Raw genomic sequence first — 22678 nt, forward strand, 5'->3', positions numbered from 1 at the left:
CGACGCCGGTTCGATAGGTGCAGGTGGGAGCGGTCAGACCGGTTCGCGGGCCGCCCGATCAGCGTCCGGCATCCGGCCCGGTCCGAGCCGTCGCACCAGAGCCGGCGTGACACCCCGGTACGCGGCCGGGTCGATGACGTTCAGCCAGTGCGACGCGCGGACCCGCTTGCTGATGTTGAGATCCAGGTCGTCGAGCACCTCGTCGACGTTGTGCATCGAGAACGGGATGATCTTCGTGCCGCGGCAGTGGTGGCGGTGCGTGGCCTCGTCCATGAACGCCAGCTGGTCGACGACCACGCGGCGCATCACGTCGGGCGCGGGAACGGGTGCGGCACCGACCATGTGCGCCGCGATCCAGACCGCGGCCATCTCGGCGTTGAGCGGGCTGAAGAACGACGAGTTGTAGCCGTTGAAGTACAGGCCGGGGACGCCGAGCGGCAGGATCTGGCGGTACAGCATGAAGTTCGAACGCTCGTCGAAGAGGCGGTCCTGCACGCCCCTGTCCAGGAACGGCACACCCTGGGTGAAGCCGGTCGCGCACACCACGAGGTCGGCGCGGACACGGGTTCCGTCGGCCAGCTCGGCGTAGGGCACACCGTCCTCGGCCAGCAGGCGGCTGATCGTCATGTCGCGGTGGACGACGATCCGGCCGGCCTCGACACCCTCGAAGAAGCCCTCCGACGCCAGGCCGATCGCGCCCTTGACGATGTCCTCCATCCGCCCACGGGGCACCAGATCGAGCTGCTCGAGCTTGAACTGGCGCACCGAAGCGGTGCCGAGGGAGTTCAGCATCCTGCGGCGGAGGCCGTTGCCCGGGCCGTGCAGGAACTTCTCCATCCCGCGCAGGTGGGCGTACCGGAAAAGGGCCTCGCCCAGCCGGGTGAGCAGCAGGAACTTGAAGTTGACCACGCCCCCGATCTTGCGTGGCACCTTCCACAGCAGCTGCCGGGCGATGACGTGGGTCGAGGCAGCGGTCGCGCTCAGCTCCACGGTGACGTCGCACGCCGACTTGCCGTAGCCGACCACCACCACGTGCCTGCCGCGGGCCTGCCCGGCGTCCTGCACCTCGGTGCCGGCCAGCAGCTGCCCGCCCGCGGCGGTGAACTCGTCGAGACCCGCGAACTGCGGCACGGCCGGCTCGCAGAAGACACCGTTGGCCACGAGCAGGCGGTCCACGGTCTCCGTGCTGTTCACGCCGTCACGGGTGTCCCGCAGCTCGAGAGTCCAGCCGCCGGCGTTGTCCCCCGCCGCGCGCAGCACCTCGGTGTTCAGGCGCAGATGGCGATCGACACCGAACTTCTCCGCGTACGCGACCAACCACGCCTGGACCTGCGCGCCCGTCGGCCATTCCGGATAGTCACGGGGCATCGGGAAGTCCGAGAACCCGTACGTGGCCTTGGCGCTCTGGGTCGTGACACCCGGGTAGCGGCGGGTCGCACTCCACACGCCCCCGACGTCCGGGGTCCGGTCGACGACCAGCACCTCGTGGCCGGCCTGCAGCAGCGTCTTGGCCGTGGTGAGCCCGGCGACACCCGCGCCGATGATCCCGATCCGCATGATCAGTGACCCCCGGGCGGCAGCTGCAGCTCGATGCCGAACTCGACCATGATCTTCTGGATCGTCGCGATGTCCTTGGGACCGGGCGGCAGCTCGGCGAGCGCCTGGTAGTACGCCTCCAGCCCGGCCGGCGAGACGACCGAGATGACCCGCGCCTCCACGTCGGCCGAGTTGCGGAAGGTGTGCACGACGTTGCGGGGCAGGAAGAGGTAGTCGCCGGGCTCGATGACGTACTCCTGGCCACCCAGCGACACGTCGAGCCGGCCGGCGAGGCAGATGAACGACTCGTCCTCGCGGGTGTGCAGATGCGGCGGCGGGCCGCTGGTACCGCGGGGACTGCGTACTCGAAGAGCGAGTAGGCCCCGGCCGTGGAATCGCCGTTGGTCTTCATCGTGATCCCCAGGCCGATGGCCGGGATCTGCGTCCCCTCACGGGACGGGAGCATGTAGCCGCCACCCAGGCTCACGAACGTCTCCTTCGCGTTACGGCACGATGTCATGATCGATGTGCCCTGGCTCACAGCGTGGGCGGCGGCCGTCCGCGTATCAATCAAGCGTCCCGCTGAGCGGGACTCTCCGATGCGAGTACGCCCGCGAACTCGCCGCGGCGGCCAGGCGTACCGCGGGACCGGCCCGGTCGACACGGACGACAGCGGTCGGGCCGGTGACCGACAGCGCGGCGACCACCTGACCGAGCGGGCCGAAGATCGGCGCGGCGATGCAGCTCACGCCGATGTTGCCCTCCTCGCGGTCGACCGCCAGGCCACGTTCCGGGATCGCGGCCAGCTCGCGGCGCAGCGCGGTCGGCGAGGTGATCGTGCGGGGCGTCCGGCGTACCAGCCCCGCCTCGATCACGGTGTCGACCGTGGCGGCGTCGCTGTAGGCCAGGATCGCCCGCCCGATGCCCGAGCAGTGCGCCGGGATCATGCCGCCGACCTGCGACAACATCGGCATCGGACGATGCCCGGTGATCTTCTCGACGACCAGCACCTGGGTCGCCTGGAGCACACCGAGCTGCACCGTCGTGCGCGTCGCGGTGTACAGGTCCTGGAGGTACGGCAGCACGGCCTCGCGCAGCTCGTGGCGTACCGGGGCGAGGCCGGAGAGCTCGAACAACCGGTTGCCGATGCGGTAGCGGTCGTGCGGTTTGTCGAGCCAGCCCAGCTTGATCATCTTGTCCGCGGTGCGGTGCGCGGTCGACCGCGGCAGCCCGGAACGCGCCACCAGGGCGGCGAGCGTCAGCTCCCGGTGGGTGTCGTCGAACGCCGCCAGGATGGCCGCCGCCCGGTCGAGGCCACCCGCGCCCGCACCTGTGTCGTCCCGCTGAGCGGGACTCACCGTTGGTCCGCGTCCGTCATGAAGCCAGGCTAACCACACACCGCGCTGCACACCTGGAGGTAGGCCATCACCAAAAGAACAGCTCTTGTCGGTGGTGGTGCCTCCGGCATCGGCCGCGCGAGTGCCGAGCGCCTCGCGCTCGACGGTCACCGGGTCGTGCTGACCGGCCGGAGTGCCGAGAAGCTCGCCGCCGCCGCGACCGGTCTCCGCCAGCGCACCGGCGCGCAGATCGACTTCCTGGCCGGCGACGTTGCCGATCCGGACTCCGCCGAGGCGATCATGCGTGAAGCCGCCGAGTGGTACGACGGCCCGGACGTGCTGGTGCTCAACGCCGGCGGCCCGCCGCCCGGACCGATCCTCGAGGTGGGTGACGACCAGTGGCGGGCGGCGTTCGAGCTGCTCGTGCTGGGACCGCTGCGGCTCGCCCGCCTGGCCCTGCCCGGCATGGCCGAACGCGGCTTCGGGCGGGTCATCGTCATCACGTCGACCGCCGTGCGTCAGCCGCAGCCGGACCTGGCCGCCTCCGTCGTGCTGCGCGCGGCCATGACCAGCGCCGCGAAGCTGCTCTCCCGCGAGTACGCGTCCGAGGGCGTCACCGTCAACTGCGTCGCCCCCGGGCCGACGGCCACCGACCGGCGCCACGAGATCCTCGCTGCGCGCGCCGACCGGCTCGGCAGCACCTTCGAGGAGCAGAACGCCGCCGATACGGCCACGGTCCCCGCGGGGCGGGCCGGGCAGCCCGAGGAGGTCGGCGCGGCGGTCGCCTTCCTCGCCTCGGCGGCCGCAAGCTACGTCAACGGGACCGTGCTCACGGTCGACGGTGGCAGAACGGAGACAATCTGATGTCCGGATCCGGCGCAGACTTCAGCATGGCCGACTTCCTCGGCGCGATCACCGACACGGTCCGGCCCAGCACGGCCCGCCCGGTCGTGGTGCACGCCGCCGAGCTCGAACGGCTCCCCGCCGACCAGGTGCACAACCCCACCGAGCTGTCCATCGCCGGACGCCTGCCGACCACCACCTTCGAGATCTTCCGGCAGACGATCCCCGCCGGTCTGAGCTCCGACATGCAGCGGCACTACCACGAGACCGTGCACTACGTGATCGCAGGCTTCGGCCACAGCGAGGTCGAGGACACCACCGAGAGCTGGTCGACGGGCGACTTCGTCTACACACCGCCGTGGACGTGGCACCGGCACTACAACGACTCCACCGAGGAGCCCGTCGAGTTCCTCACCATCGAGAACTCGCGGCTGCTCGGTGTCCTCGGCCTGGTCCGCCGGCAGAGCGCCGGACTGGCGACCGTCGCGGAGGCCCGGGCCCGATTCAAGGAGACACCGTCGTGAGCAGCATTCCCGACCACATCAGCATCTGGGGCGAACTCGCCGACGTCGACCACGAGGTGCGCCACGTCGACGTCGGCGGCGTCCGCACCCGGGTCCTGCGAGCCGGTTCCGGCCCCGACCTCGTCCTCCTCCACGGTACGGGCGGACACCTGGAGGCGTACGCCCGCGACATCGGCGGACTGGCAGCGGACTTCCGGGTGACCGTGTACGACATGGTGGGCCACGGGTGGACGGATCTGCCCGACACCCCGTACACGATCGACGTGCTCGCGGACCACCTGCTGGCGCTGATGGACGCGCTGGGGATCGAGCGGGCCCATCTGTCGGGTGAGTCCCTCGGCGGCTGGGTCGCCGCCTGGACCGCCGCCTTCCATCCGGAGCGCGTGGACCGGCTCGTGCTCAACACCCCGGGCAACATCGCCAACAAGCCCGAGGTGATGCAGCGGCTGCGCGACAGCACGATGGCCGCCGTCCGCGATCCGAGCGAGGCGACCGTACGCCCGCGGGTGGAGTTCCTGTTCCACCACAAGGAGATGGTCACCGACGAACTGGTGAACCTGCGCCGTGCCGTCTACAGCCGCCCGGGTTTCGTCCGGGCGATCACCAACACCCTGGTGCTCCAGGACCCGGAGGTCCGCAAGGACTTCGCCTGGAGCCCGGAGTGGGTCGGCAAGATCAGCACGACCACGCTGCTGCTCTGGACCGACCACGACCCGACCGGCGGGCTCGACGAGGCGGCGCTGCTGCTCGACTGGCTGCCCGACGCCCGCCTCCACGTCATCGAGGACGCCGGCCACTGGCCGCAGTGGGAGAAACCCGGCGAATACCTGCAGGTGCACCGCGACTTCCTTCTGAACGGGGAAACGGCATGAGTGAGATCGTCGGCTTCGTCGGCATGTCCCACTCCCCCTTCGCCACGCTGCTGCCACCGGGATCCCCGGCCGAGCCCGGCGGCGCCTTCCTGGCCGACGCCGCTCGGGTCGCCGCGGCGGTCGCTGCGCTGGCGCCCGACGCCGTCGTCGTCATCGGCCCCGACCACTTCCACGCCAACTTCTACGACCAGATGCCGCCGTTCGTGCTCGGCGTCGAGGAGGCCGTCGGCTTCGGCGACTTCGGCAGCACCGCCGGTCCTCTCCCGGTCGCCGGGAAGCTCGCCTGGTCACTGCACGACAAGCTCTCGTCGGCGGGTTTCGACATTGCCCTCTCGTACGCCCTGACCGTCGACCACGGTGTGGTGCAGAGCTACGAGATGGCCACCGGTCGCACCGACATCCCCCTGGTGCCGCTCGTGGTCAACACGGCCGCACCACCGCTGCCCCACCTGGAACGCTGCGTCGCGCTGGGCACCGCGCTGGGCGACGCCCTCCGGGCCGCTGACGACCCGAGCCGCGTCCTCGTCGTGGCCAGCGGCGGCCTGTCGCACTGGCTGCCCTCGAACGACCCCCGCGACCCGTCGGTGGTCGGCGAAAAACGCACCAACCTGATCCACGGCCGCCGCGACACCCGAGCCTTCGCCGCGGCCCGCGAACCGAAGGTCCGGGCGATGGGCGGCAACCCCGGCGCCCGTGTCAACGCCGTCTTCGACCGCTGGTTCCTGCAACAACTCCGCGGCACGGACCTCGAGCCCGTGACCAGCCTCGGCCACGAACGGCTGGAGGAGCAGGCGGGCAGCGGCGGCCACGAGATCCGGACCTGGCTGATCGGGCACGCGGCCGTGCGGAAGCCGCTGATCTGGGACAGCTACGAACCCGTACCGGAATGGATCACCGGCATGGGCATCGGCACGACCTTCCCGGTGGCCTGATCGGGGGTCCGCAGGGCGGTGAGGACCGCGGCCAGCTCCGGGCGTGAGGTGGGCAGGCGCCGGACGGCGGCGGTGATCCGGCGGGTCACCGGCGGGTTGAGCGGCCGGGCCGCCACCCGGTACCGCGGGTCGACGGCCAGGCTGGGCAGCAGCGCGATCGAGCGGCCGCGTTCCACGTGCTGCAGGGCGATCATGTAGTTGCTGAAGCGGCAGATCACCGTCGGTTCGAACCCGGACTCGCGGCACAGGCGGGTGGCCAGGTCGGACATGTACGAGTCGGCCACGTCGAAGGTCCAGTGCTGGTCGGCGCAGGCCTCGACGGCGACCGACTCGTGGGCGGTCAGCGGGTGGTCCGGCGGCAGGACCAGCACGATCGAGTCCTCGGCGATCGGGACGAGGTCGATGGCCGGGTCGAGCTCGGTGCCCGCGAAGTCCGTGGTGGTGATGATGACGTCCACGTCGCCGCGGCGCAGGGCGGGCATGCTGTCGTGGGGTTCCAGCTCGAGCAGGACCACCGACAGGTCCGGGTGGCGCTCGGCCAGGCGGGCGACCGCGGGCTCGGCCAGGGCGTGCACCGCGCTCTGGAAAGCCGCGAGCGTGACCGTGCCGGCGGGTTCGTCGGCCAGCCCCCGCAGCTCGGCCTCGGCGGCGTCCATCGCGGCCAGGATCTCGCGGGCCCGGGCGGCCAGCAGGACTCCGGCCGCCGTGAGCCGGACCCTTCTCCCGGTACGTTCGAGCAGCGCGGTCCGCGTCTCCCGTTCCAGCGTCGCGAGCTGCTGCGACACCGCGGACGGGCTGAGCCGGCCGCGCTGCGCCACCGCCCGGACCGTGCCGTGGGTCGCCAGATCGGCCAGCAGCCGCAGCCGCCACGGGTTGAGGGTCACCCCTCGACTGTACGGCTACGCTTAACAGCAGCGGTGACAATGTGCGCTGGACGTGATGCTCGGTCGGTTCCTAGCGTCAGGTCATGGACGCCACCTTCTGGAACGACGCCGAGCGCCACCTCGTCCGCTACTCCGGGGCCGGCAGCTTCGTCCCCGAGATCATCGAACGCGCCGAGGGCAGCTTCGTCTGGACCGCCGACGGCCGGCGTGTCCTGGACTTCACCTCGGGGCAGATGAGCGCCATCCTCGGCCACTCGCACCCGGCCGTCGTCGCCACCGTGCAGGAGCAGGTCGCGAAGCTGGACCACCTGTTCAGCGGCATGCTCAGCCGGCCGGTCGTGGACCTGGCGCGGCGGCTCGCCGAGACGCTGCCCGAGCCCCTGAGCAAGGTGCTGCTGCTGACCACCGGCGCCGAGTCGAACGAGGCCGCGATCCGGATGGCGAAGCTGGTCACCGGCCGGCACGAGATCGTCTCGTTCGGGCGGTCCTGGCACGGCATGACCCAGGCCGCGGCGTCCGCCACCTACAGCTCCGGACGCAAGGGCTACGGGCCGGCCGCACCCGGCAACTTCGCCATCCCCACCCCGAACGCGTACCGCCCGGATTTCACCACGGCCGACGGCGACCTCGACTGGCGGCGCCAGCTGGACTTCTCGTTCGAACTCTTCGACGCGCAGTCCGTCGGCAGCCTCGCCGCCTGCATCGTCGAGCCGATCCTCAGCTCCGGCGGCGTCATCGACCTGCCACCGGGCTACCTGGCCGCCCTGCGCGACAAGTGCCACGAACGCGGCGGCCTGCTCATCCTCGACGAGGCGCAGACCGGCCTGTGCCGCACCGGCGACTGGTACGCGTTCCAGCGCGACGGTGTCGTCCCGGACCTCCTCACCCTGTCCAAGACACTCGGCGCCGGTCTGCCCCTGGCCGCGGTCATCACCAGCCCCGAGATCGAACAGACCGCCCACGAACGCGGCTTCCTCTTCTTCACCACCCACGTCTCCGACCCGATGGTCGCCGCGGTCGGCAACACCGTCCTGGACATCCTGTACGCCGACAAACTCGACCAGCGCGCGGCGGAGCTGGGGGCGTACCTGAGGAAGGGTCTCCTCGAACTCGCCGGGCGCCACCCGGTGATCGGTGACGTCCGCGGCCGCGGCCTGCTCGTCGGCCTGGAACTGGTGCTGGACCGCACGACAAAACAACCGGCCGACGACCTCGGTGCGGCGGTGACCCGGCGCTGCCTCGAACTGGGCCTGCACATGAACGTGGTCCAGCTGCCCGCCATGGGCGGCGTCTTCCGGATCGCCCCCGCGCTGACCTCCACCCCGGAGGAGCTCGACCTGGGACTGGAGATCCTGGACCAGGCCATCACCGACACCGCCCCACGTTTCACGGCGATCTCGGCAGGCAACCGTTGAGCGTCGTCACGGTGACCGGCTCCTCCGGCCGCGTGGGGGCCGCCGTCGCCGAGACCCTCGCTGCCGCCGGCTGGACCGTGCAAGGCGTCGATCGTGCACCGGGACCGTGGACCGGTGTTGTCGGCGACCTCCGGGACGACCGGACCCGCCGCGCCGCGCTCCGCGATGCGACTACGGTGGTCCACGCCGCGGCGTTGCACGCCCCGCACGTCGGTCGCGCCTCCGAGGTGGACTTCCGCACCATCAACGTCGACGCCACCGCAGGCCTGCTCGAAGATGCCGCGGCTGCGGGTGTCCGGCGTGTGGTCTACATCAGCAGCACCAGCGTCTACGGCGACGCGCTGGTGCCGGTGGACCGGGCAGTGTGGGTCGACGAGTCCCTCCGGCCCCACCCCCGCGACATCTACGACGAGACCAAACTGGCCGCCGAGGACCTCGTCGCCGCGAGCACCATCGGATCGGTGACGCTGCGGATTGCCCGCTGCTTCCCGGAACCGCTGCCCGTGCTCGCCACCCACCTCCTGCACCGCGCCGTGGGCCTCGACGACGTGGCGACAGCAACAGCCCTCGCTGTGACCAGCACCGAGGTGACCGGCACGATGAACATCGCCGGACCGTATTTTTTCCAACGGTCCGACTGCCCGGCGCTGCACGTCGACGCCCCGAGATTGATCGCCGCGCGCGCCCCGGTCGTCGCCGCAGCCTTCCACTCACGAGGCTGGCCCTTGCCACCGACGATCGACCGGGTCTACGACTCCAGCGCCGCCATGAACGCCCTCGGATACCGGCCGGCGTGGGACGTCCTTTCGCTACTCCGCGGCCGATAGGCTGACGTCGACGATGCAGAAAAGGTTGCCCTCGGTGTCGGCCAGCACCACAAAATCGGGCTCGTCCGGATAGCTGTCCCAGTCGACGCGCTGCGCACCGAGCCCGACAAGCCGCGCGACCTCGGCCTCCTGCTCGGCCGCATCCGCCACGTGCAGATCCAGATGCAACCGCGGCCGGGCCTCCGGCTCACTCTCACTGCGCTGCAGCGCGATGCTGATGCCCGACCCGTCCGCCGAGCTCAGCACGGTCCCCCACCCGCCGAGAACACCCTCCCGCAGCCGATAACCCAGCGCGGCGCCCCAGAAAGCCGCCGCCCGTTCCACATCTGTCGCCCCCAGGGCGAGCACTCCCAAACGCAGCACCCCGCCATCCTCACCACGGCGACGGGAAATCTCAACCGGTGGCAGCGAGGTCGAGGGCGATGTCGGTGAGCATGTCTTCCTGGCCGCCGACGAGGTGGCGGTGGCCGGCTTCGAGGAGGATGCGGCGCACGTCGACGCCGTAGCGGGACGAGGCGGCTTCGGCGTGGCGGAGGAAGGACGAGTAGACGCCGGCGTACCCGAGGGTGAGGGTTTCGCGGTCGACCCGGACCGGGCGGTCCTGGAGGGGGCGGACGAGGTCGTCGGCGGCGTCCTGCAGCGCGAAGAGGTCGCAGCCGTGCTCCCAGCCCTGGAGGTCCGCGACCGCGATGAACGGTTCGATCGGGCAGTTGCCGGCGCCGGCGCCGTGGCCCGCGAGGGAGGCGTCGACGCGGACCGCGCCCTCCTCCACGGCGACGACCGAGTTCGCGACCGACAGGGAGAGGTTTTCGTGGGCGTGGATGCCGATCTCGGTTCCCGGTTCGAGGATTTCCCGGTACGCCCGGACGCGCTCGCGGACGCCGGTCATGGTCAGGCGCCCGCCGGAGTCGGTGACGTAGACGCAGTGCGCGCCGTACGACTCCATGAGTTCGGCCTGGGCCGCGAGGACGTCGGGCGGGGCGAGGTGGCTCATCATGAGGAAGCCGCTGACGTCCATGCCGAGGTCGCGGGCGGTCGCGATGTGCTGCGCCGCGACGTCGGCCTCCGTGCAGTGGGTGGCCACCCGGACCGAACGCACACCGAGCCGGTACGCCTGTCGGAGTTCGGCGATCGTGCCGATGCCGGGGAGCAGCAGGGTGGTGAGGCGGGCCCGGGTGACCGCTCCGGCCGCGGCCTCGATCCACTCCCAGTCGGTGTTGCTGCCGGGGCCGTAGGTCAGGGAGCCGCCCGCGAGGCCGTCGCCGTGCGCGACCTCGATGGCGTCGACGCCGGCAGCGTCGAGGGCGGCGGCGATCCGCGCCACGTCCGCCGGGCTGATGCGGTGCCGGACGGCGTGCATCCCGTCCCGCAGGGTCACGTCCTGGACGAACAGTCGTGTGCTCATACCCGTTCCGCCATCCGTAGTGCCGCCGAGGTCATGATGTCGAGGTTCCCCGCGTACGCGGGCAGGTAGTGCGCGGCCCCCTCGACCTCGAGGAAGACGGAGACCTGGTGGGTCGGCGGGATTCCGCTGCTGTCGGCCAGCAGTGTGGCGACGGGCTGGTCCGGGGGCACCGCGGTGATCTGCACGGGCTGTTTGAGCCGGTAGCCGGGCACGTACTCGGCCACGGACGCAACCATGCGCTCGATCGACTCGCGGACGGCGTCATGCGTCGACGGTTCGCCGATGAGCGCGTGAACGGTGTCCCGCATGATCAGCGGAGGTTCGGCCGGGTTCAGCACGATGATCGCCTTGCCGCGCCGAGCGCCACCGACGGTCTCGATCGCGTGCGCGGTGGTCTCGGTGAACTCGTCGATGTTCGCGCGGGTGCCCGGCCCGGCCGAGCGGGACGCGATCGACGCGACGATCTCCGCGTACGCGACGGGGGTGATCCGGGAGATCGCCGCGACGATCGGGATCGTGGCCTGCCCGCCGCAGGTCACCATGTTGACGTTGCCGGCGCCGAGGTGCTCCTCGAGATTGACCGCCGGCACCACGTAGGGCCCGATCGCGGCGGGTGTCAGATCGATCAGAGTCTTCCCGTACGGCGCCAGGCGCGCCGCGTTCGCCCGGTGCGCCGCCGCCGAGGTCGCGTCGAACACCACGGCGATGTCGGCGAAGCCCGGCAGGGCGATGAGCCCGTCGACACCCTTGGCCGTGGTCGGCACACCGAGCCGGGCCGCCCGGGCGAGGCCGTCGGAGTCGGGGTCGATACCGACCATCGCGGCCATCTCCAGCACCGCCGACCGCCGCAGAACCTTGATCATGAGGTCGGTGCCGATGTTGCCGGACCCGATGACCGCGACCTTCTTGCGGGTCACGACAGCTCACCGACCGTCGCGGTGACGGTGCCGAAGCCGGTCATCGTCGCGGAGATCCGGGCGCCCGGCTCGAGCGGGACCATCGGGCCGAGCGCACCCGACAGCACCACCTGACCGGCGCGCAGGGGACGGCCGACCTCACGGGCGGTACGCGCGAGCCAGGCCAGGGCGGCCAGCGGGTCACCCAGGCAGGCGGCGCCGGTGCCCGTCGAGGCCACCTCACCGTTGACGGTCATCGACATCACGGCGTCCTTCGGCTCCGCGTCGTCGAGCGTGACGCGGTCGTCACCGAGCACAAAAAGACCGCTCGACGCGTTGTCGGCGATCGTGTCGGCGATGGTGATGTCCCAGTCCTCGATCCGGCTGTCGACGATCTCGAGCGCGGGCACGGCGTACGCGACTGCTGCGCGTACGCGTTCGGGGGTGAGGTCTTCGCTGTCGAGGTCCTCGCTGAGCACAAAGGCGATCTCCGCCTCCACCTTCGGCTGCAGCAGGCCGGCCAGGGGGATGGCGGCGTGCTCGCTGACGTCCATGTCGGCGAAGAGCACACCGAAGTCCGGCTGGTCGACACCGAGCTGCCGCTGGACCGCCGCGGACGTCAGGCCGATCTTGTGCCCGACGATGCGCGCGCCGGCGGCGAGACGGGCTTCGGTGAGGACCTCCTGCACGGCGTACGCGTCGGTGGCGCCGATGAGATCGCGGACCGGGGCGCAGGGTTTCCCCGTGCGTGCCGCCTCTTGCAGCCGCGCGGCCGCTTCCAACTGTGGAATCATGCGCCCACCCTGACCGCCTCAGGCCTCCCGCGGCGAGCCGTTTGTTCCGCTGAGCGGAACAAGTGCCGCCGCGATCCCCCGGGCCGCCGCCCGCACCGCCTCAGCGTGCTTGCGCGGCTGAAACCTGTTCACCGGCCCGGCGACGCTGACCGCGGCCACGAGAACCCCCGCCACGATCGGCGCCCCGACACACACGATCCCGACCGCGGACTCCTCGAACTCGTACGCCACCCCGGCCGCCGCCACCTCACCCAGCTGATCAGCAAGAATCCCCGGCGCGGTGATGGTCCTCGGCGCCAGCCGCTCCAAAGGCCCCCGCAGAACGGCACTCCGAACGTCGCTGGGCGCGTACGCGAGAAGAGCCTTCCCGATCGCCGTGGCGTGCAACGGCATCCGCCCGCCCAGCCGCGACGGCGCGGCCGCCTGCCGATGACCACCGATCTTGAGCACGTAGACGACCTCGGTGCCTTCCCGCAGCCCGAGGTGCACGGTCTCGTGCGTCCGCTCGTACAGATCCTCGAGAAACGGCGTGGCCACCTCGACGAGACCCCGCTCGACGGAGGCGCGCAGGCCCAGTTCGAAAAGATGCCCCCCGAGATGGAAGCGCCCGTCGACCCGATCCAGCAGCCGCGCCGCCACCAGCTCACCACTCAGGCGATGCAGGGTGGCCTTGGCGAGACCGGTCCGCCGCTGCAACTCGGCAAAGCTGACACCCCGGTCCTCAGCCGTGAAGGCATCAAGAATCACCATCACCTTCCCGACCACGCCCATCGAAGCCACCGACCGAGTGTCCCCCGCATACGCCCAGAAATCTCCCGGCCGGGCCGATGGCGTGCCGCGTGACGGTGATCCGGGCGGACGCGCTCCTCTGCGACGGTGGAATCGGGGAATCCAGAGACGTCAACCATGCGGGCCGCCACTACGGCGTCGACATAGGTATCCGCACCCGAGACAACCTGGTCGGACGAGGGGATTTCCCGGAGCGCAGCGCCTGCCACCGATGACACCGAGTCATTCGAGATCGCCGATTCGAAACGGTGAGCAGTGACGGCTGGCAACAGGTGCGCATGGCGAACTCACCACCCGTGGCCCTTCCAGTCGATCTCCGTAGGTGGAAACGTCCTGGCAACCGACACGAGCTGAGGACACCCGATGAATGAGCTGCTAGTAGCCGGCCCAGCCCTCGCCGGCGGGTATCTGGCCCTGACCGGCACGGTTGCGCTCATCGCCTCGGCGCACCCGGATGAGAAGCGCCGCCGGGATGCGGCGCGCATCCTCGACAGGCTGTTGCGGGTCCGGCAGCGTGACCGGCCGTGAGGAAATGGCGAAGCCCGGGGATATGGCCAATCCCCGGGCCTCTGTTTACCACTGAATTGCACACACCAGCACGTTTAAGGGCCTGGATCATTCTTCATGACATCGGGTTTTGCCTTTAAACTACCGCCGCTCGAAGCGCGGCGGACCGGACTTGAACCGGCATCCGCTGTCTCTGTCCGTACCCGGTCGATCCGGTGATCAGTGGTGAATGCTGACATTGGAGCGAGAGTCTGAGTCTGAGACCGGCTGCCTCTGCCAGTTGGGCTACCCCCGCGTGGTTGATGCGGGGGGCGGGACTCGAACCCGCACTGGGACCGGTGGATTCAGCTTGAGCTTCAGCTGTCAGCTTCACGCCGTTGCCGGCGCACCCCCGCGCTCCCACGGGGGAATCAGTGACGGTTACCCGAAGAGGTAACCGAAGACGGCCGCGCCGACCCGCTGGTCGGCGACCTCGGTGTTGTTGGCCTCCTCGCGCGCGAACTTGACCGCGGTCTGCAGGGCCAGGACCCGCTCGAGGATCTCGTTGACGCGCTTGGCCGGCAGCGCACCGGAGAACTTCACCGTGGTCCAGTATCCGACCGTGATGTCCTCGTAGTACACCTCGACCTGCGCCGGGTGTTTGTCGGTCGCCTCGGCCTTGACGTGGTTGCGGGGCACCTTCTTGGTGCGGTTGGTCCGCACCGGCTCGGTGCGCCAGCTGTCGGTGGAGTCGTCGCGGACCCACGACTCGGCCGCGTCGAGGACCGGCAGCTTCTTGACGAAGGTGTGCAGGTCGACGAGCTGCTTCTCGAGGAAGAGCAGGTAGGTCACCGGCACCTGCGTGGCGATGGTGCGGCCGTCGACGGTCACGTCGGCGCGGGCCACGCAGTTCGTCCAGTCCTTCGTCGCGGTGACGTCGAAGAGCCGCGTCAGCGTGCCGGCGACCTCCCGCAGGATGTCCTCAGCCTTGATCTGCACACGCGTCGACTCGGCGGGGAGCTGCTCACCCTCCTCGTCCTTGGGCTGGTACGCCCGGGAGATACCCGCGAGCGGCCCGGTCTTCTGCACGGCGTGATGCGCCTCGCTCAGGTCGGCGAACGCCTTGCTCTTGACGCCCTTCTCCACGGCGATGATCTGGTTGAGTTTCGACACGGTGGCCCCTTTCAACGCGGGGAAACCTAGCACTCCATCGATCATCGTTCCGACCGGTTTTCCTGCCGCCGCCTACACTCCGGCCGTGACGGATGAGGATCTGACCCTGCCGGCGGCACTGGCGGAGGCGCACGACATCGGCTTCTTCGAGGACCACGACGGCTACGACCTGCAGCCGGAGGAGACGTTCCTGTGGTCGGGCGAGGTCACCGAATGGTGGCGCCAGTGGACCGGGAACGCTTCCGCAGAGCCACCGCCGTTGCGCGTCTTCGGCGCCGACGGCACCGGCGGGCTGGCCGCGTTCTGGGTCCGGGAGCCCGCCGCCGCGCTGGAGACGCAGCCTCTGGTGTTCGTCGGGTCCGAGGGTGAGATGCACGTGATCGCCAAGGATCTGGGTGACTACCTGTGGTTGCTGGCTGCGGGTGTCGGACCGCTCGAACCGATCGAGGGCATCAGGTCCGACCCCGAGCCCGTACCCGCACTCGTGGCCGTTGCCCGGCGCCACAGCGGACTCGAAACACGGCCGGTCGAGGCGGTGCTTGCCGCTGCCCGGGCGGAACACCCGGCGCTGGTCGAGGAGCTCACCCGGTGCGGTGGTGCTTCTTGACGAAGGTGTAGCCCGGGGCCAGCGGGCCCTCGGTCTCCTCGGCTCGTTCGTGGAGCGACACCTGCGTCTCGGACGGGTGGGCGCCCGGCGGGAGTTTGCGGACGAAGCCGTTGACCCAGTGCTCGCGGCGGTCGGTGCCGTCGTCGTCCTCACCGGGGTACGGCGCCGGCTCGACCAGGGGTGCGTAGAACAGCATGTCGGCGGGCTTCTGGCCCTCGACCGCCGGGTAGGACGGGTAGCCGGCCTTGTCGACGCTGCCGGGCACGCGGGTGAGGTAGCCCTCGCGGATCAGCTGGTCGAGGGCGTTCTTGAGCAGGAACGTGCCCTTGGCGCCCCGGCCGAGACCGCAGTGCGCCGCCAGGCCGGACTCGGGCAGGACCGCACTGCCGTCCTCGAAAACGCGGCCCAGCTTGCGGACGGCGTGCAGCACCTGACCACGGTTCGAGGTGCCCGCGTCGAACTCTCGGGTGACGACGCGGGGGTCGTACTCGTGGAAGTAGTCGACGCCGTCGACGCGTACGGGCTCGTCGAGGGGTGTCGTGCGGACGACCAGCTCGTCCTTGGCGGACTGCCACGAGACAGTGACGAGCACTCCGGGCCGGACGTCGGCGGGCCAGGCGACGTCGCCGAACTGCCACTCGACGTCTTCCTGCAGCGACGACTCGAACACCTGCCGGGTCGCCGTCAGGCCGTGGGTGCGGTGCTCGAGGATCAGCTCGACACGGTCGCGGTCGCGCAGCGTCTCGACGCTCTCCTCGGGGACGGCACAGACACCGCCGTCGAGGTCGGCCTGCCAGAGAGCAAATCGTCGGGTCACCTTCGGCATGATCCAACCTCCGTCCGCTCCCGGCGCGAACCCGACCCTACCCGGCGGGTCGCCTCACCCGACGCGGCGCAGGCAGAGGAGCTTGCCGCCCGCGTCGACGCTCACCGTCTGCCAGCCGCGGGTCTCGAGCAGCTCGGCGGCGGACAGCAGCACATCGACACGGCCCAGGTCACCGGGGTGGATCGAGGTGCCGGCGTAGAACGACGCCGCCGAGATGACCAGGTAGATCAGCCGGAAGGGGTAGCCGTCGAGCGAGATCCGGCCGGAGAGCACGTCGTCGGCCTCGAACAGGCGAGGTGGGCGCGGTTGCATCGGGACAATATGCCAGCGAAGCCCCGGCCGCGTGGTCCCGCTAGGAACGGCCGGCGCGGGCCAGCGCCTCCTCCGCCTGCGCAGGTCCGTGATCAGGTCGACGGACTCCCCCGCCCAGACCGGCAGCGGCGGCAATACCGGAGGGGTAGGGCAATCCGCCCTGATCGGGAGCGAATCCGGCCGACCGGATGAGCCGGACGGACGGCGACGGCACGCACCATATCGGCGTGATCCGAAAAGTCCTCGCTCTCGTGCTGGTCGGCGTGGTGACCGCCGCCGGCCTGGTGGCGAGCGATCCGCAGCGGGGCGACGCGGCGGGGACGGCCGGGGTCGAGGTGTTGTTCGTCGGCAACAGCCTGCTCGGCACCCGGGCGGCCAGTGGGGAGGACACCCCGGACGTGGTGGGGCGTCTGGCCCGGTCGACCGGCCTGACCCTGCGGGCTACCGAGGTGATCCGCTTCGGCAACACCCTGCAGCGGACCTGGGACGCGGGCCTGGCGCGGAGGGCCCTGGACGGTTCCACGCGGTACGACTTCATCGTGCTGCAGGAGTACAGCACGCTGGTCGCGACCGAACCGGACCGTGCGAGCTCGACGCTGCTGGAGACCTATGCGCCCGCGCTGCAGCGCTCGCTCAAGCCGGGCGGCAAGGTGGTGCTGTTCAAGAACTGGGCGCTGACGGATCCGGCACCGTTCGCCTCGCGGGCGCAGAACGTCGCCGCGATCGACGCCGGCTATGCCCGCCTGGCCGCGTCGCTACCGGTGCCCGTCGTCGTCGCCCCGATCAGTGACGAGTTCGAGGCCGTGGTCGCCCGGGACGGGACCGGGTCGCTGATCGTGCCGGACGGCAAACACCCGACCGGCCGGGCCGTCTATCTCGACGCCGTCACCCTGTACGCCCTGATCTTCGCCCGGTCACCGCGCGGGCTGCCCGACCTGTACCTGTCCCCCGGCACCGCCGGGCACCTGCGGGGCGTGGCTGCGACCGCCCTCGGCTACTGACGTACCCTGCTGCGGCACAGGTAGTGCTCGATGTCTGGGGAAGAGCCGATGATCAGGATTCTGCGTGGTGCCGTGGTGCTGACCGCCCTGCTGGTGGTGGGTGGCTGCGGTGGTGAGACTGCCGCGCCGGAACCGGCGGCGAGTGCGGTCGCGGACAACCAGGCCGCGGTCTGCGCCCGCTGGAAAGAGGCCCAGCTTCCCTTCCTGGCGGGTACGGCGCCGGAGGCCAAGGCGTACACGCGGGCGATGGCCGACTCGTACCAGGGCAAGGAGACGGCCGGAGCCCTCGAGATCCAGAAGGCGTTCTGGACCGGCTGGGCCGACGCGATCCGGCCGCTCGTCGCGGAGGCGACCGGGCCGGAGCTGAAGAAGGCGCTGACGGCGCAGGTCGGCGAGCTGGAACAGCGGGCCGCGACCGGCCAGGTCGACTTCGCTCAGCAGCCGGTCACGGGGTCGGCTCAGGAGCTCTGCCTGAAGCCCTGACCGGCGGTCACGATCAGGTCGGCGCGGGCCCTCGTGCCCGCGACGGCATCGGCGTTGACCTGGTCGACGGTGGACGCCCACTCCGCGGCGCGGTCGGCGGCCAGGCCGTGCTGCTGGTGACGCAGGGTCAGGCGGGACAGGCGGGTCGGGTCGTCCAGTTCGAGATACCAGCTCTCGTCCAGCAGCGCGGCGACGCCCGCCCAGCCTCCCCGGTCGTACAGGAGGTAGTTGCCCTCGGTCACGACCAGGGGCACGTCGCGGCGGACCGGGATCGCCGAGCCGAGGGACTCGTCGATCGTGCGGTCGAAGTCGGGCGCGTGCACCACGTCCTCGGCCTGGTCGCGCAGGCGGCGCAGCAGGTGGACGTAACCGTCGGCGTCGAAGGTGTCCCAGGCCCCCTTGCGGTCCCGGCGCTGCCACGCCGTCAGGGTCGCGTTGCTCAGATGAAAACCGTCCATCGGTACGAGCACAGCGCGCTCCGGCCCGAGCTCGTCCACCACGGCACGGGCGACAGTGGACTTGCCCGCGCCCGGAGCCCCGGTGATGCCGAGAATGCGGCGGTGTCCCGGCGTGGCCAGGTCCGCGGCCCGGGCGATCAGATCGGCGCTGGTCACGGCGTCCCCGCCACGGCGTCCTCGAAGGTGCGGACGGCCTCGGCGGTGAGCTCGTCGGCGAAGAACTGCTCGGCGATCGCGGGTGCCATGGTGAAGCAGTCGACGCCGTGGCGGGCCAGCGCCACCATCGACGGCACGTCGGGGATGCTCGCCAGCAGCACCTTGGTCCCGCTGCCGGTCGCGGCGAGCAGCTCGTGCATGGCCAGCACGTCGCCGTGCCCGTCACGCCCGGCAGCGATGAGCCGTCGCAGGTACGGCGCGATGTAGGTGGCGCCCGCCGCCGCGGCGACCATCGCCTGCCCCGGGTCGTAGACCGCGGTCAGCAGGGTCGGTACGCCGTCGGCGGCGAGCCGCGCGCAGGCCGCGGTGCCGGCCCGGGAGGCGACGAGCTTGACGACCACCTCGTCGCCGAGCCCGCGCAGCTCCCGCCCGCGCTCGACGAGCGTCTCCGTGTCCTCACCCCAGGCCTGGAAGAACACCTCGCGCGCGCCTGACTCGGTGGCCCACCGGTAGATGGCGGGGATGTCGTCGACCCCGGAACCGGCCCGCCGCAGGATCGTGGGGTTGGTGGTCACCCCGGCGAAGAGACCGGTAGCCAGTAGCCCTTCGGCGGCGGAACGATCGGCGGTGTCGGCGTAGAGGCGCAACGGTGATCCCTTCGAGCGCTCATATGAGCGCACGTGTGCTCCTATGTCAACCGATGCTCTCCCGCGCGCGGGCATCCGTCAACTCAGCAGCGACCGTACCGACGTCGCGGGGTGACCGAGGAGACCCACCAGCTCCGGATCCGTCGTGGCGAACTCGCCGCGGCGGGACGCGTGGAACATCCCGAGGAGCATCGTCGCCTGCTCGGCGGGCACACCGTGACCCACCAGCCCGGCGGTCCACTCGTCGTCGTCGGCGACGACGCGGCGGATGGTGCGCCCGGTCAGGTCGGTGAGGATCGCCGCGACATCCGCCAGGTCGAGGGCCTCCGGCGCGGTCAGCGGCGGCGTCGGGCCGTCGTAGCGTCCCTCGTCGGCCAGGATGACCGCGGCCGCCTCGGCCAGATCGGCGTGCGCGGTCCAGGAGACCGGCCCGTCGGCGGGCGCGACGAGCTCACCGGTCTGGAGGGCCCGCCCCAGCAGTTGCTGGACCGTGCCGGCGTAGAACCCGTTGCGCAGCGACGTGAACGGCGTCCCGGTCTTGGCCAGGTAGCGCTCGGTCGCGGCGTGGTCGGGCATCGGCGCGAAGAGCGAGTCGTCGCCGGCGCCCTGGTGGCTGGTGTAGAGGATGCGCCCGGCACCGGCCGCGACCGCGGCGTCGATCGCGGCGACGTGCTGACTGAGCGCCTCCTCACCGGACTTGTCGGTCGACACGACGAGGACCTGCGAGGCGCCCTCGAACGCGTCGGCCAGCGTGGCGGGATCGGTGAAGTCGCCGCGCCGCACCCGCACACCGCGGGCGGCGAGCTCCGCGGCACGCCCGGTGTCGCGCACACTCACGCCGACCTGATCCGCGGGCACCCGCTCGAGCAGCCGCTCGACGATCTGCGAGCCGAGACGGCCGGTTCCGCCGGTAATGACGATCATGATGATTCCTCTCGCTAACAACGTTTCGAGTCTGACGCTACCACCGTTAGCAACGTCGTTAGCAAAAGTGAGATATCGTCGACAGCATGGTGGAGGTCAGGCAGCAGACCCGGGACAAGATCGTCGAGAGCGCCGCCCAGCTTCTGCGGGAGCACGGCGCCGCGGCGGTCACGACCCGCGCGGTGGCACAGGCGGCCGGGATGCAGGCGCCGACGATCTACCGGTTCTTCGAGGACAAGGAGGCGCTGCTCGACGCCGTCGCCGAGCACGTCTTCGCGACGTACGTCTCCGGGAAGACCTACGCCGGCACCGACCCCGATCCCCTGGCCGACATGAAGGCCGGCTGGGACACCCACATCGACTTCGGCCTCGCCAACGCCGCACTGTTCGGGCTCCTGATCGACCCGTCCCGTGGCGCCCGGTCACCCGCGGTGGCCGCCGGGACGGAGATCCTGCGGGCCCGGGTACGCCGGGTGGCGGCGGTCGGGCGTCTCCGCGTACCGGAGAAACGGGCTGTTGATCTGATCCACGCCGCCGGGACGGGCGCGGTGCTGGCGCTGCTCGAGATGCCGCCGGAGCAGCGCGACCTCGGACTCACCGACGCGATGTACACGGCGGTGATGCGCTCGATCCTCACCGACGTGCCGGCACTGCCGGCCGACGACGCGACCGCAGCCGCGATCGCTTTCCGGGCCGTCGTCCCGGAGCTGAAGAACCTCACGCCCGTCGAACGGTCACTGCTCTCCGAGTGGCTGGACCGCGCCGTCGGCTGACAAACGCGGGGCAGCGACGCCGGTGACGATCTCCTATGCTGGGCGCCATGACCGGCGAGCACGACGACCTGCGCACGATCCGTCTGCGCGCGGCGAATCTGTCGATGGGGATCGGGTTGCTCGGGCTGCTGCTCGCGTTCTTCTACCTCTCGTCGCCGGTGCTGCCCGCCTTCATCCTGCTGGTTCTCGGCGGTGTGGTGGCGATCGGCGTCTACCGGGCCCGCGACACGTCGATGTCGCGCTGGTTCACCGTGTGGTCCCTGCTGCTGACGGTCGCCGGTGTGGGTGCCGCGGCGCTGATCGGATCTCTCGCGGGCTGACGGCACTTCCACGGGGGTAACAGAATGGGTTTCCGGGTCGAACCGTCCTATCTGGACGGTTACAGCAAACAGGTGCAGCGGGCCGGCGATCACGCCGCGGCCGTGAAGACGTATCTCGGCGGCCATCCGCCGCCGCAGAGCATGGGCGAGGACGGTCTCCACGCGCTGATCGGCCCGGTGAAAAGTGCCCTCGACAAGTCGATGAACGCCGCGCTGAGCGCATCCGACCGGGTCAACAAGGTGCTGGTGAGCTCCGGGGACGGGCTCTCGGAGGCCGCCTCGCACTACCGCCACAGCGACGCGGCCGCGGCGGCCCGGCTCGACAACACTCTTCCGGCCGCCACCACCGGTGAGCCGACCGGCCTGGAGAAGCAGTGGGCGGCCAACGTCTGCGGGCCGTCCTTCGGCGACAGTCGCGCCCCGGAGGGCCGGCTGACCGCCCCCGGCGACACCGAGTTCTCCCATCCGCTCGGCTGGATGGACAACCTCAGCGTCTCCAACTGGGCACTCAAGGGTTTCGACTGGGTCTTCGGGTTCAACCCGCTCGACCGGGTGCTCGAGTCCCTGCTCGGCGACTGGCAGGCCATCGCCAAGGGTGGCATCGCTCTCGGCCGCGCCGGTGACGCCTTCGGGGACATCGGCTACAACGTCCAGGGCGGCGCGATCGCGGTCCGCGCCGGCTGGGAGGGCCGGGCCGCCGACGCCGCCTACCACCGGTTCACCGGCATCGCCGGCGACACCGCGAGCCTCGGCGATCCGCTGCGGGAGATGTCCCGGCAGTATTCCGAGATCGCCCGGGGCGTCTGGAACACCTCCGAGGCGGTCAGCGGCTTCATCAAGGGCCTGCTCGACGCCGCCATCATCGCCGGGATAGCCGCCGCAGCCGGCACCGCCACCGCGGCCTCGGGCGTCGGCGCGGTCGTCGGGTACGGCGTGGCGGCGGCCGAGGTCGCGAACATGCTGAAGCTCTGGGGCCAGGCCACCGCCGCCATCAGCGCGATCTACGGCGCCGTGCAGATGGCCCTCGGTGTGGTCGAGGGCCAGATTGCCAAGCTGGACAGCATCACGCTGCCCGACAACTCCGCGAGCAGCGGTTACCGCCATCCGCTGGTCCCCGACTGGGTGGGGGCCCGCTGACATGCACGACAGCGCCTACGAGGTCGCCGGCGACGATCCCCGGCTGGCCAAGCTCCTGCGGGTCAGCCTGACCAAGCTCGCCGAGGGTGATGACCCGCTGCTGCGCGAGATGGCCGAGGGGGTCCTCGACGGCAGCGTGGACCTGCGCCGGGCCGCGATGTCCGACGCCTACGACGCCGGCTTCGACGCTGCGTTCTCGCAGTTCCGCGACCACTACGACTCGCTCGACCAGGACCAGCGCGAGGAGCTGGCCGCCGAGACCGAACGACAGCTGGACTCCCTGCTCGACGATTGATCTCAGGACAGCGGTCGTCACTGCCG

29 protein-coding genes and 1 tRNA gene are annotated in these 22678 nt (G+C 70.8%); 14 read left to right on the top strand and 16 right to left on the bottom strand.

The window, feature by feature from the left end; all coding sequences use genetic code 11:
* Positions 1–33: 33 nt before the first annotated feature.
* From AFR_RS23835 to AFR_RS23845, 3 genes are all read right to left on the bottom strand, one after another.
* Positions 34–1557, bottom strand: coding sequence for a flavin-containing monooxygenase (locus tag AFR_RS23835; protein WP_023363595.1), 1524 nt, complete (start codon positions 1555–1557; stop codon positions 34–36).
* A 2-nt stretch (positions 1558–1559) separates the two neighbouring features.
* Positions 1560–1862, bottom strand: a complete 303-nt coding sequence (locus AFR_RS23840) for a cupin domain-containing protein (RefSeq protein ID WP_238547381.1) — start codon at positions 1860–1862, stop codon at positions 1560–1562.
* Positions 1863–2102: 240 nt separating this feature from the next.
* Complete coding sequence (locus AFR_RS23845) at positions 2103–2894, bottom strand: IclR family transcriptional regulator (RefSeq protein ID WP_023363597.1); 792 nt, start codon at positions 2892–2894, stop codon at positions 2103–2105.
* 108 nt (positions 2895–3002) lie between these two features.
* On the opposite strand from AFR_RS23845, the gene AFR_RS23850 reads away from it, so the two are divergent.
* From AFR_RS23850 to AFR_RS23865, 4 genes are read left to right on the top strand one after another with little or no spacing between them, the layout of a single operon-like run.
* A complete protein-coding gene (locus AFR_RS23850) occupies positions 3003–3737 on the top strand; it encodes an SDR family oxidoreductase (RefSeq protein ID WP_238547382.1) in 735 nt (244 codons plus the stop codon).
* Positions 3737–4240 (top strand): cupin domain-containing protein, encoded by a 504-nt coding sequence (locus AFR_RS23855; protein WP_023363599.1) that lies wholly within the window; start codon positions 3737–3739, stop codon positions 4238–4240. Before AFR_RS23850 ends, AFR_RS23855 begins: the two co-directional genes overlap by 1 nt.
* Entirely contained in the window at positions 4237–5112 is an 876-nt protein-coding gene (locus tag AFR_RS23860; RefSeq protein WP_023363600.1) for an alpha/beta fold hydrolase, read from the top strand. Before AFR_RS23855 ends, AFR_RS23860 begins: the two co-directional genes overlap by 4 nt.
* Positions 5109–6044, top strand: coding sequence for a DODA-type extradiol aromatic ring-opening family dioxygenase (locus AFR_RS23865; protein WP_023363601.1), 936 nt, complete (start codon positions 5109–5111; stop codon positions 6042–6044). Before AFR_RS23860 ends, AFR_RS23865 begins: the two co-directional genes overlap by 4 nt.
* Here AFR_RS23865 and AFR_RS23870 read toward each other — a convergent pair.
* Positions 5981–6928: a LysR family transcriptional regulator gene (locus tag AFR_RS23870; RefSeq protein ID WP_023363602.1), complete on the bottom strand. Its 948-nt coding sequence runs from the start codon at positions 6926–6928 to the stop codon at positions 5981–5983. The two genes, AFR_RS23865 and AFR_RS23870, sit on opposite strands and share 64 nt — an antisense overlap.
* An 83-nt stretch (positions 6929–7011) precedes the next feature.
* Between AFR_RS23870 and AFR_RS23875 the strand changes: the two genes are divergently transcribed.
* Together AFR_RS23875 and AFR_RS23880 are read left to right on the top strand one after the other, a co-directional pair.
* Positions 7012–8343 carry an aspartate aminotransferase family protein gene (locus tag AFR_RS23875; protein ID WP_023363604.1) on the top strand — a complete coding sequence of 444 codons (1332 nt, stop codon included), beginning with the start codon at positions 7012–7014 and terminating at the stop codon, positions 8341–8343.
* 11 nt (positions 8344–8354) lie between these two features.
* Positions 8355–9170 (top strand): NAD-dependent epimerase/dehydratase family protein, encoded by an 816-nt coding sequence (locus tag AFR_RS23880; protein WP_041842621.1) that lies wholly within the window; start codon positions 8355–8357, stop codon positions 9168–9170.
* On the opposite strand, the gene AFR_RS23885 is transcribed toward AFR_RS23880, so the two are convergent.
* Genes AFR_RS23885 through AFR_RS23905 form a run of 5 tightly spaced genes read right to left on the bottom strand, consistent with a single transcriptional unit; the run spans position 9153 to position 13036 of the window.
* Complete coding sequence (locus AFR_RS23885) at positions 9153–9533, bottom strand: VOC family protein (RefSeq protein ID WP_041841081.1); 381 nt, start codon at positions 9531–9533, stop codon at positions 9153–9155. The genes AFR_RS23880 and AFR_RS23885 overlap by 18 nt on opposite strands.
* Before the next feature lie 31 nt (positions 9534–9564).
* Positions 9565–10575, bottom strand: coding sequence for a 4-hydroxy-2-oxovalerate aldolase (gene dmpG, locus AFR_RS23890; protein WP_023363607.1), 1011 nt, complete (start codon positions 10573–10575; stop codon positions 9565–9567).
* Positions 10572–11438, bottom strand: coding sequence for an acetaldehyde dehydrogenase (acetylating) (locus tag AFR_RS23895; protein WP_274519538.1), 867 nt, complete (start codon positions 11436–11438; stop codon positions 10572–10574). Before AFR_RS23895 ends, dmpG begins: the two co-directional genes overlap by 4 nt.
* 50 nt (positions 11439–11488) lie before the next feature.
* Complete coding sequence (locus tag AFR_RS23900; RefSeq protein WP_041841082.1) at positions 11489–12265, bottom strand: 2-keto-4-pentenoate hydratase; 777 nt, start codon at positions 12263–12265, stop codon at positions 11489–11491.
* Positions 12266–12283: 18 nt separating this feature from the next.
* On the bottom strand, positions 12284–13036 hold the full coding sequence (locus tag AFR_RS23905) for an IclR family transcriptional regulator (protein ID WP_023363610.1): 753 nt from the start codon (positions 13034–13036) through the stop codon (positions 12284–12286).
* Between the two features lie 381 nt (positions 13037–13417).
* Here AFR_RS23905 and AFR_RS46835 point away from each other — a divergent pair, with 381 nt between their 5' ends.
* A complete protein-coding gene (locus AFR_RS46835) occupies positions 13418–13582 on the top strand; it encodes a hypothetical protein (protein WP_158510565.1) in 165 nt (54 codons plus the stop codon).
* A 282-nt stretch (positions 13583–13864) separates the two neighbouring features.
* Here the strand turns inward: AFR_RS46835 and AFR_RS46200 are convergent.
* Positions 13865–13956: transfer RNA gene (locus tag AFR_RS46200), tRNA-OTHER, on the bottom strand.
* Between the two features lie 25 nt (positions 13957–13981).
* The gene (locus tag AFR_RS23910; protein WP_023363611.1) at positions 13982–14713 is read right to left on the bottom strand and encodes a DUF7873 family protein; all 732 of its coding nucleotides are present in this window, start codon (positions 14711–14713) and stop codon (positions 13982–13984) included.
* Between the two features lie 85 nt (positions 14714–14798).
* On the opposite strand from AFR_RS23910, the gene AFR_RS23915 reads away from it, so the two are divergent.
* Positions 14799–15320: a hypothetical protein gene (locus AFR_RS23915; protein WP_023363612.1), complete on the top strand. Its 522-nt coding sequence runs from the start codon at positions 14799–14801 to the stop codon at positions 15318–15320.
* Here AFR_RS23915 and AFR_RS23920 read toward each other — a convergent pair.
* Complete coding sequence (locus AFR_RS23920) at positions 15295–16146, bottom strand: hypothetical protein (RefSeq protein WP_023363613.1); 852 nt, start codon at positions 16144–16146, stop codon at positions 15295–15297. The genes AFR_RS23915 and AFR_RS23920 overlap by 26 nt on opposite strands.
* A 54-nt stretch (positions 16147–16200) precedes the next feature.
* The gene (locus tag AFR_RS23925; RefSeq protein ID WP_023363614.1) at positions 16201–16458 is read right to left on the bottom strand and encodes a hypothetical protein; all 258 of its coding nucleotides are present in this window, start codon (positions 16456–16458) and stop codon (positions 16201–16203) included.
* 227 nt (positions 16459–16685) lie between these two features.
* Here AFR_RS23925 and AFR_RS23930 point away from each other — a divergent pair, with 227 nt between their 5' ends.
* Complete coding sequence (locus AFR_RS23930; protein WP_148308038.1) at positions 16686–17459, top strand: hypothetical protein; 774 nt, start codon at positions 16686–16688, stop codon at positions 17457–17459.
* A 48-nt stretch (positions 17460–17507) separates the two neighbouring features.
* Complete coding sequence (locus AFR_RS23935; protein ID WP_023363616.1) at positions 17508–17942, top strand: hypothetical protein; 435 nt, start codon at positions 17508–17510, stop codon at positions 17940–17942.
* Here AFR_RS23935 and AFR_RS23940 read toward each other — a convergent pair.
* From AFR_RS23940 to AFR_RS23950, 3 genes are read right to left on the bottom strand one after another with little or no spacing between them, the layout of a single operon-like run.
* Positions 17918–18556, bottom strand: a complete 639-nt coding sequence (locus AFR_RS23940; RefSeq protein ID WP_023363617.1) for a nucleoside/nucleotide kinase family protein — start codon at positions 18554–18556, stop codon at positions 17918–17920. The genes AFR_RS23935 and AFR_RS23940 overlap by 25 nt on opposite strands.
* Positions 18553–19236 (bottom strand): transaldolase family protein, encoded by a 684-nt coding sequence (locus tag AFR_RS23945; RefSeq protein WP_158510566.1) that lies wholly within the window; start codon positions 19234–19236, stop codon positions 18553–18555. The genes AFR_RS23940 and AFR_RS23945 overlap by 4 nt, the downstream gene beginning before the upstream one ends.
* A gap of 45 nt (positions 19237–19281) precedes the next feature.
* Positions 19282–20127: an NmrA family NAD(P)-binding protein gene (locus tag AFR_RS23950; protein WP_023363619.1), complete on the bottom strand. Its 846-nt coding sequence runs from the start codon at positions 20125–20127 to the stop codon at positions 19282–19284.
* An 86-nt stretch (positions 20128–20213) separates the two neighbouring features.
* On the opposite strand from AFR_RS23950, the gene AFR_RS23955 reads away from it, so the two are divergent.
* The 4 genes from AFR_RS23955 to AFR_RS23970 are packed head-to-tail and all read left to right on the top strand — an operon-like array spanning position 20214 to position 22652.
* Positions 20214–20900 (top strand): TetR/AcrR family transcriptional regulator, encoded by a 687-nt coding sequence (locus AFR_RS23955; RefSeq protein ID WP_023363620.1) that lies wholly within the window; start codon positions 20214–20216, stop codon positions 20898–20900.
* 47 nt (positions 20901–20947) lie between these two features.
* Entirely contained in the window at positions 20948–21220 is a 273-nt protein-coding gene (locus tag AFR_RS23960; protein WP_148308039.1) for a hypothetical protein, read from the top strand.
* Between the two features lie 24 nt (positions 21221–21244).
* Positions 21245–22357: a hypothetical protein gene (locus tag AFR_RS23965; protein ID WP_023363622.1), complete on the top strand. Its 1113-nt coding sequence runs from the start codon at positions 21245–21247 to the stop codon at positions 22355–22357.
* 1 nt (position 22358) lies between these two features.
* Complete coding sequence (locus AFR_RS23970) at positions 22359–22652, top strand: hypothetical protein (protein WP_023363623.1); 294 nt, start codon at positions 22359–22361, stop codon at positions 22650–22652.
* Positions 22653–22678 lie beyond the last annotated feature (26 nt).

It is taken from the genome of Amorphoplanes friuliensis DSM 7358, assembly GCF_000494755.1.
GTDB lineage: Bacteria > Actinomycetota > Actinomycetes > Mycobacteriales > Micromonosporaceae > Actinoplanes > Actinoplanes friuliensis.

Coding starts and splice junctions, on each gene's coding strand:
- AFR_RS23835 (WP_023363595.1), bottom strand. CDS start 1,557: ATGCGGATCGGGATCATCGGCGCGGGTGTCGCCGGGCTCACCACGGCC.
- AFR_RS23855 (WP_023363599.1), top strand. CDS start 3,737: ATGTCCGGATCCGGCGCAGACTTCAGCATGGCCGACTTCCTCGGCGCG.
- AFR_RS23865 (WP_023363601.1), top strand. CDS start 5,109: ATGAGTGAGATCGTCGGCTTCGTCGGCATGTCCCACTCCCCCTTCGCC.
- AFR_RS23875 (WP_023363604.1), top strand. CDS start 7,012: ATGGACGCCACCTTCTGGAACGACGCCGAGCGCCACCTCGTCCGCTAC.
- dmpG (WP_023363607.1), bottom strand. CDS start 10,575: ATGAGCACACGACTGTTCGTCCAGGACGTGACCCTGCGGGACGGGATG.
- AFR_RS23895 (WP_274519538.1), bottom strand. CDS start 11,438: ATGATCAAGGTTCTGCGGCGGTCGGCGGTGCTGGAGATGGCCGCGATG.
- AFR_RS23900 (WP_041841082.1), bottom strand. CDS start 12,265: ATGATTCCACAGTTGGAAGCGGCCGCGCGGCTGCAAGAGGCGGCACGC.
- AFR_RS23905 (WP_023363610.1), bottom strand. CDS start 13,036: ATGGGCGTGGTCGGGAAGGTGATGGTGATTCTTGATGCCTTCACGGCT.
- AFR_RS46835 (WP_158510565.1), top strand. CDS start 13,418: ATGAATGAGCTGCTAGTAGCCGGCCCAGCCCTCGCCGGCGGGTATCTG.
- AFR_RS23920 (WP_023363613.1), bottom strand. CDS start 16,146: ATGCCGAAGGTGACCCGACGATTTGCTCTCTGGCAGGCCGACCTCGAC.
- AFR_RS23925 (WP_023363614.1), bottom strand. CDS start 16,458: ATGCAACCGCGCCCACCTCGCCTGTTCGAGGCCGACGACGTGCTCTCC.
- AFR_RS23935 (WP_023363616.1), top strand. CDS start 17,508: ATGATCAGGATTCTGCGTGGTGCCGTGGTGCTGACCGCCCTGCTGGTG.
- AFR_RS23950 (WP_023363619.1), bottom strand. CDS start 20,127: ATGATCGTCATTACCGGCGGAACCGGCCGTCTCGGCTCGCAGATCGTC.
- AFR_RS23955 (WP_023363620.1), top strand. CDS start 20,214: ATGGTGGAGGTCAGGCAGCAGACCCGGGACAAGATCGTCGAGAGCGCC.
- AFR_RS23960 (WP_148308039.1), top strand. CDS start 20,948: ATGACCGGCGAGCACGACGACCTGCGCACGATCCGTCTGCGCGCGGCG.
- AFR_RS23965 (WP_023363622.1), top strand. CDS start 21,245: ATGGGTTTCCGGGTCGAACCGTCCTATCTGGACGGTTACAGCAAACAG.
- AFR_RS23970 (WP_023363623.1), top strand. CDS start 22,359: ATGCACGACAGCGCCTACGAGGTCGCCGGCGACGATCCCCGGCTGGCC.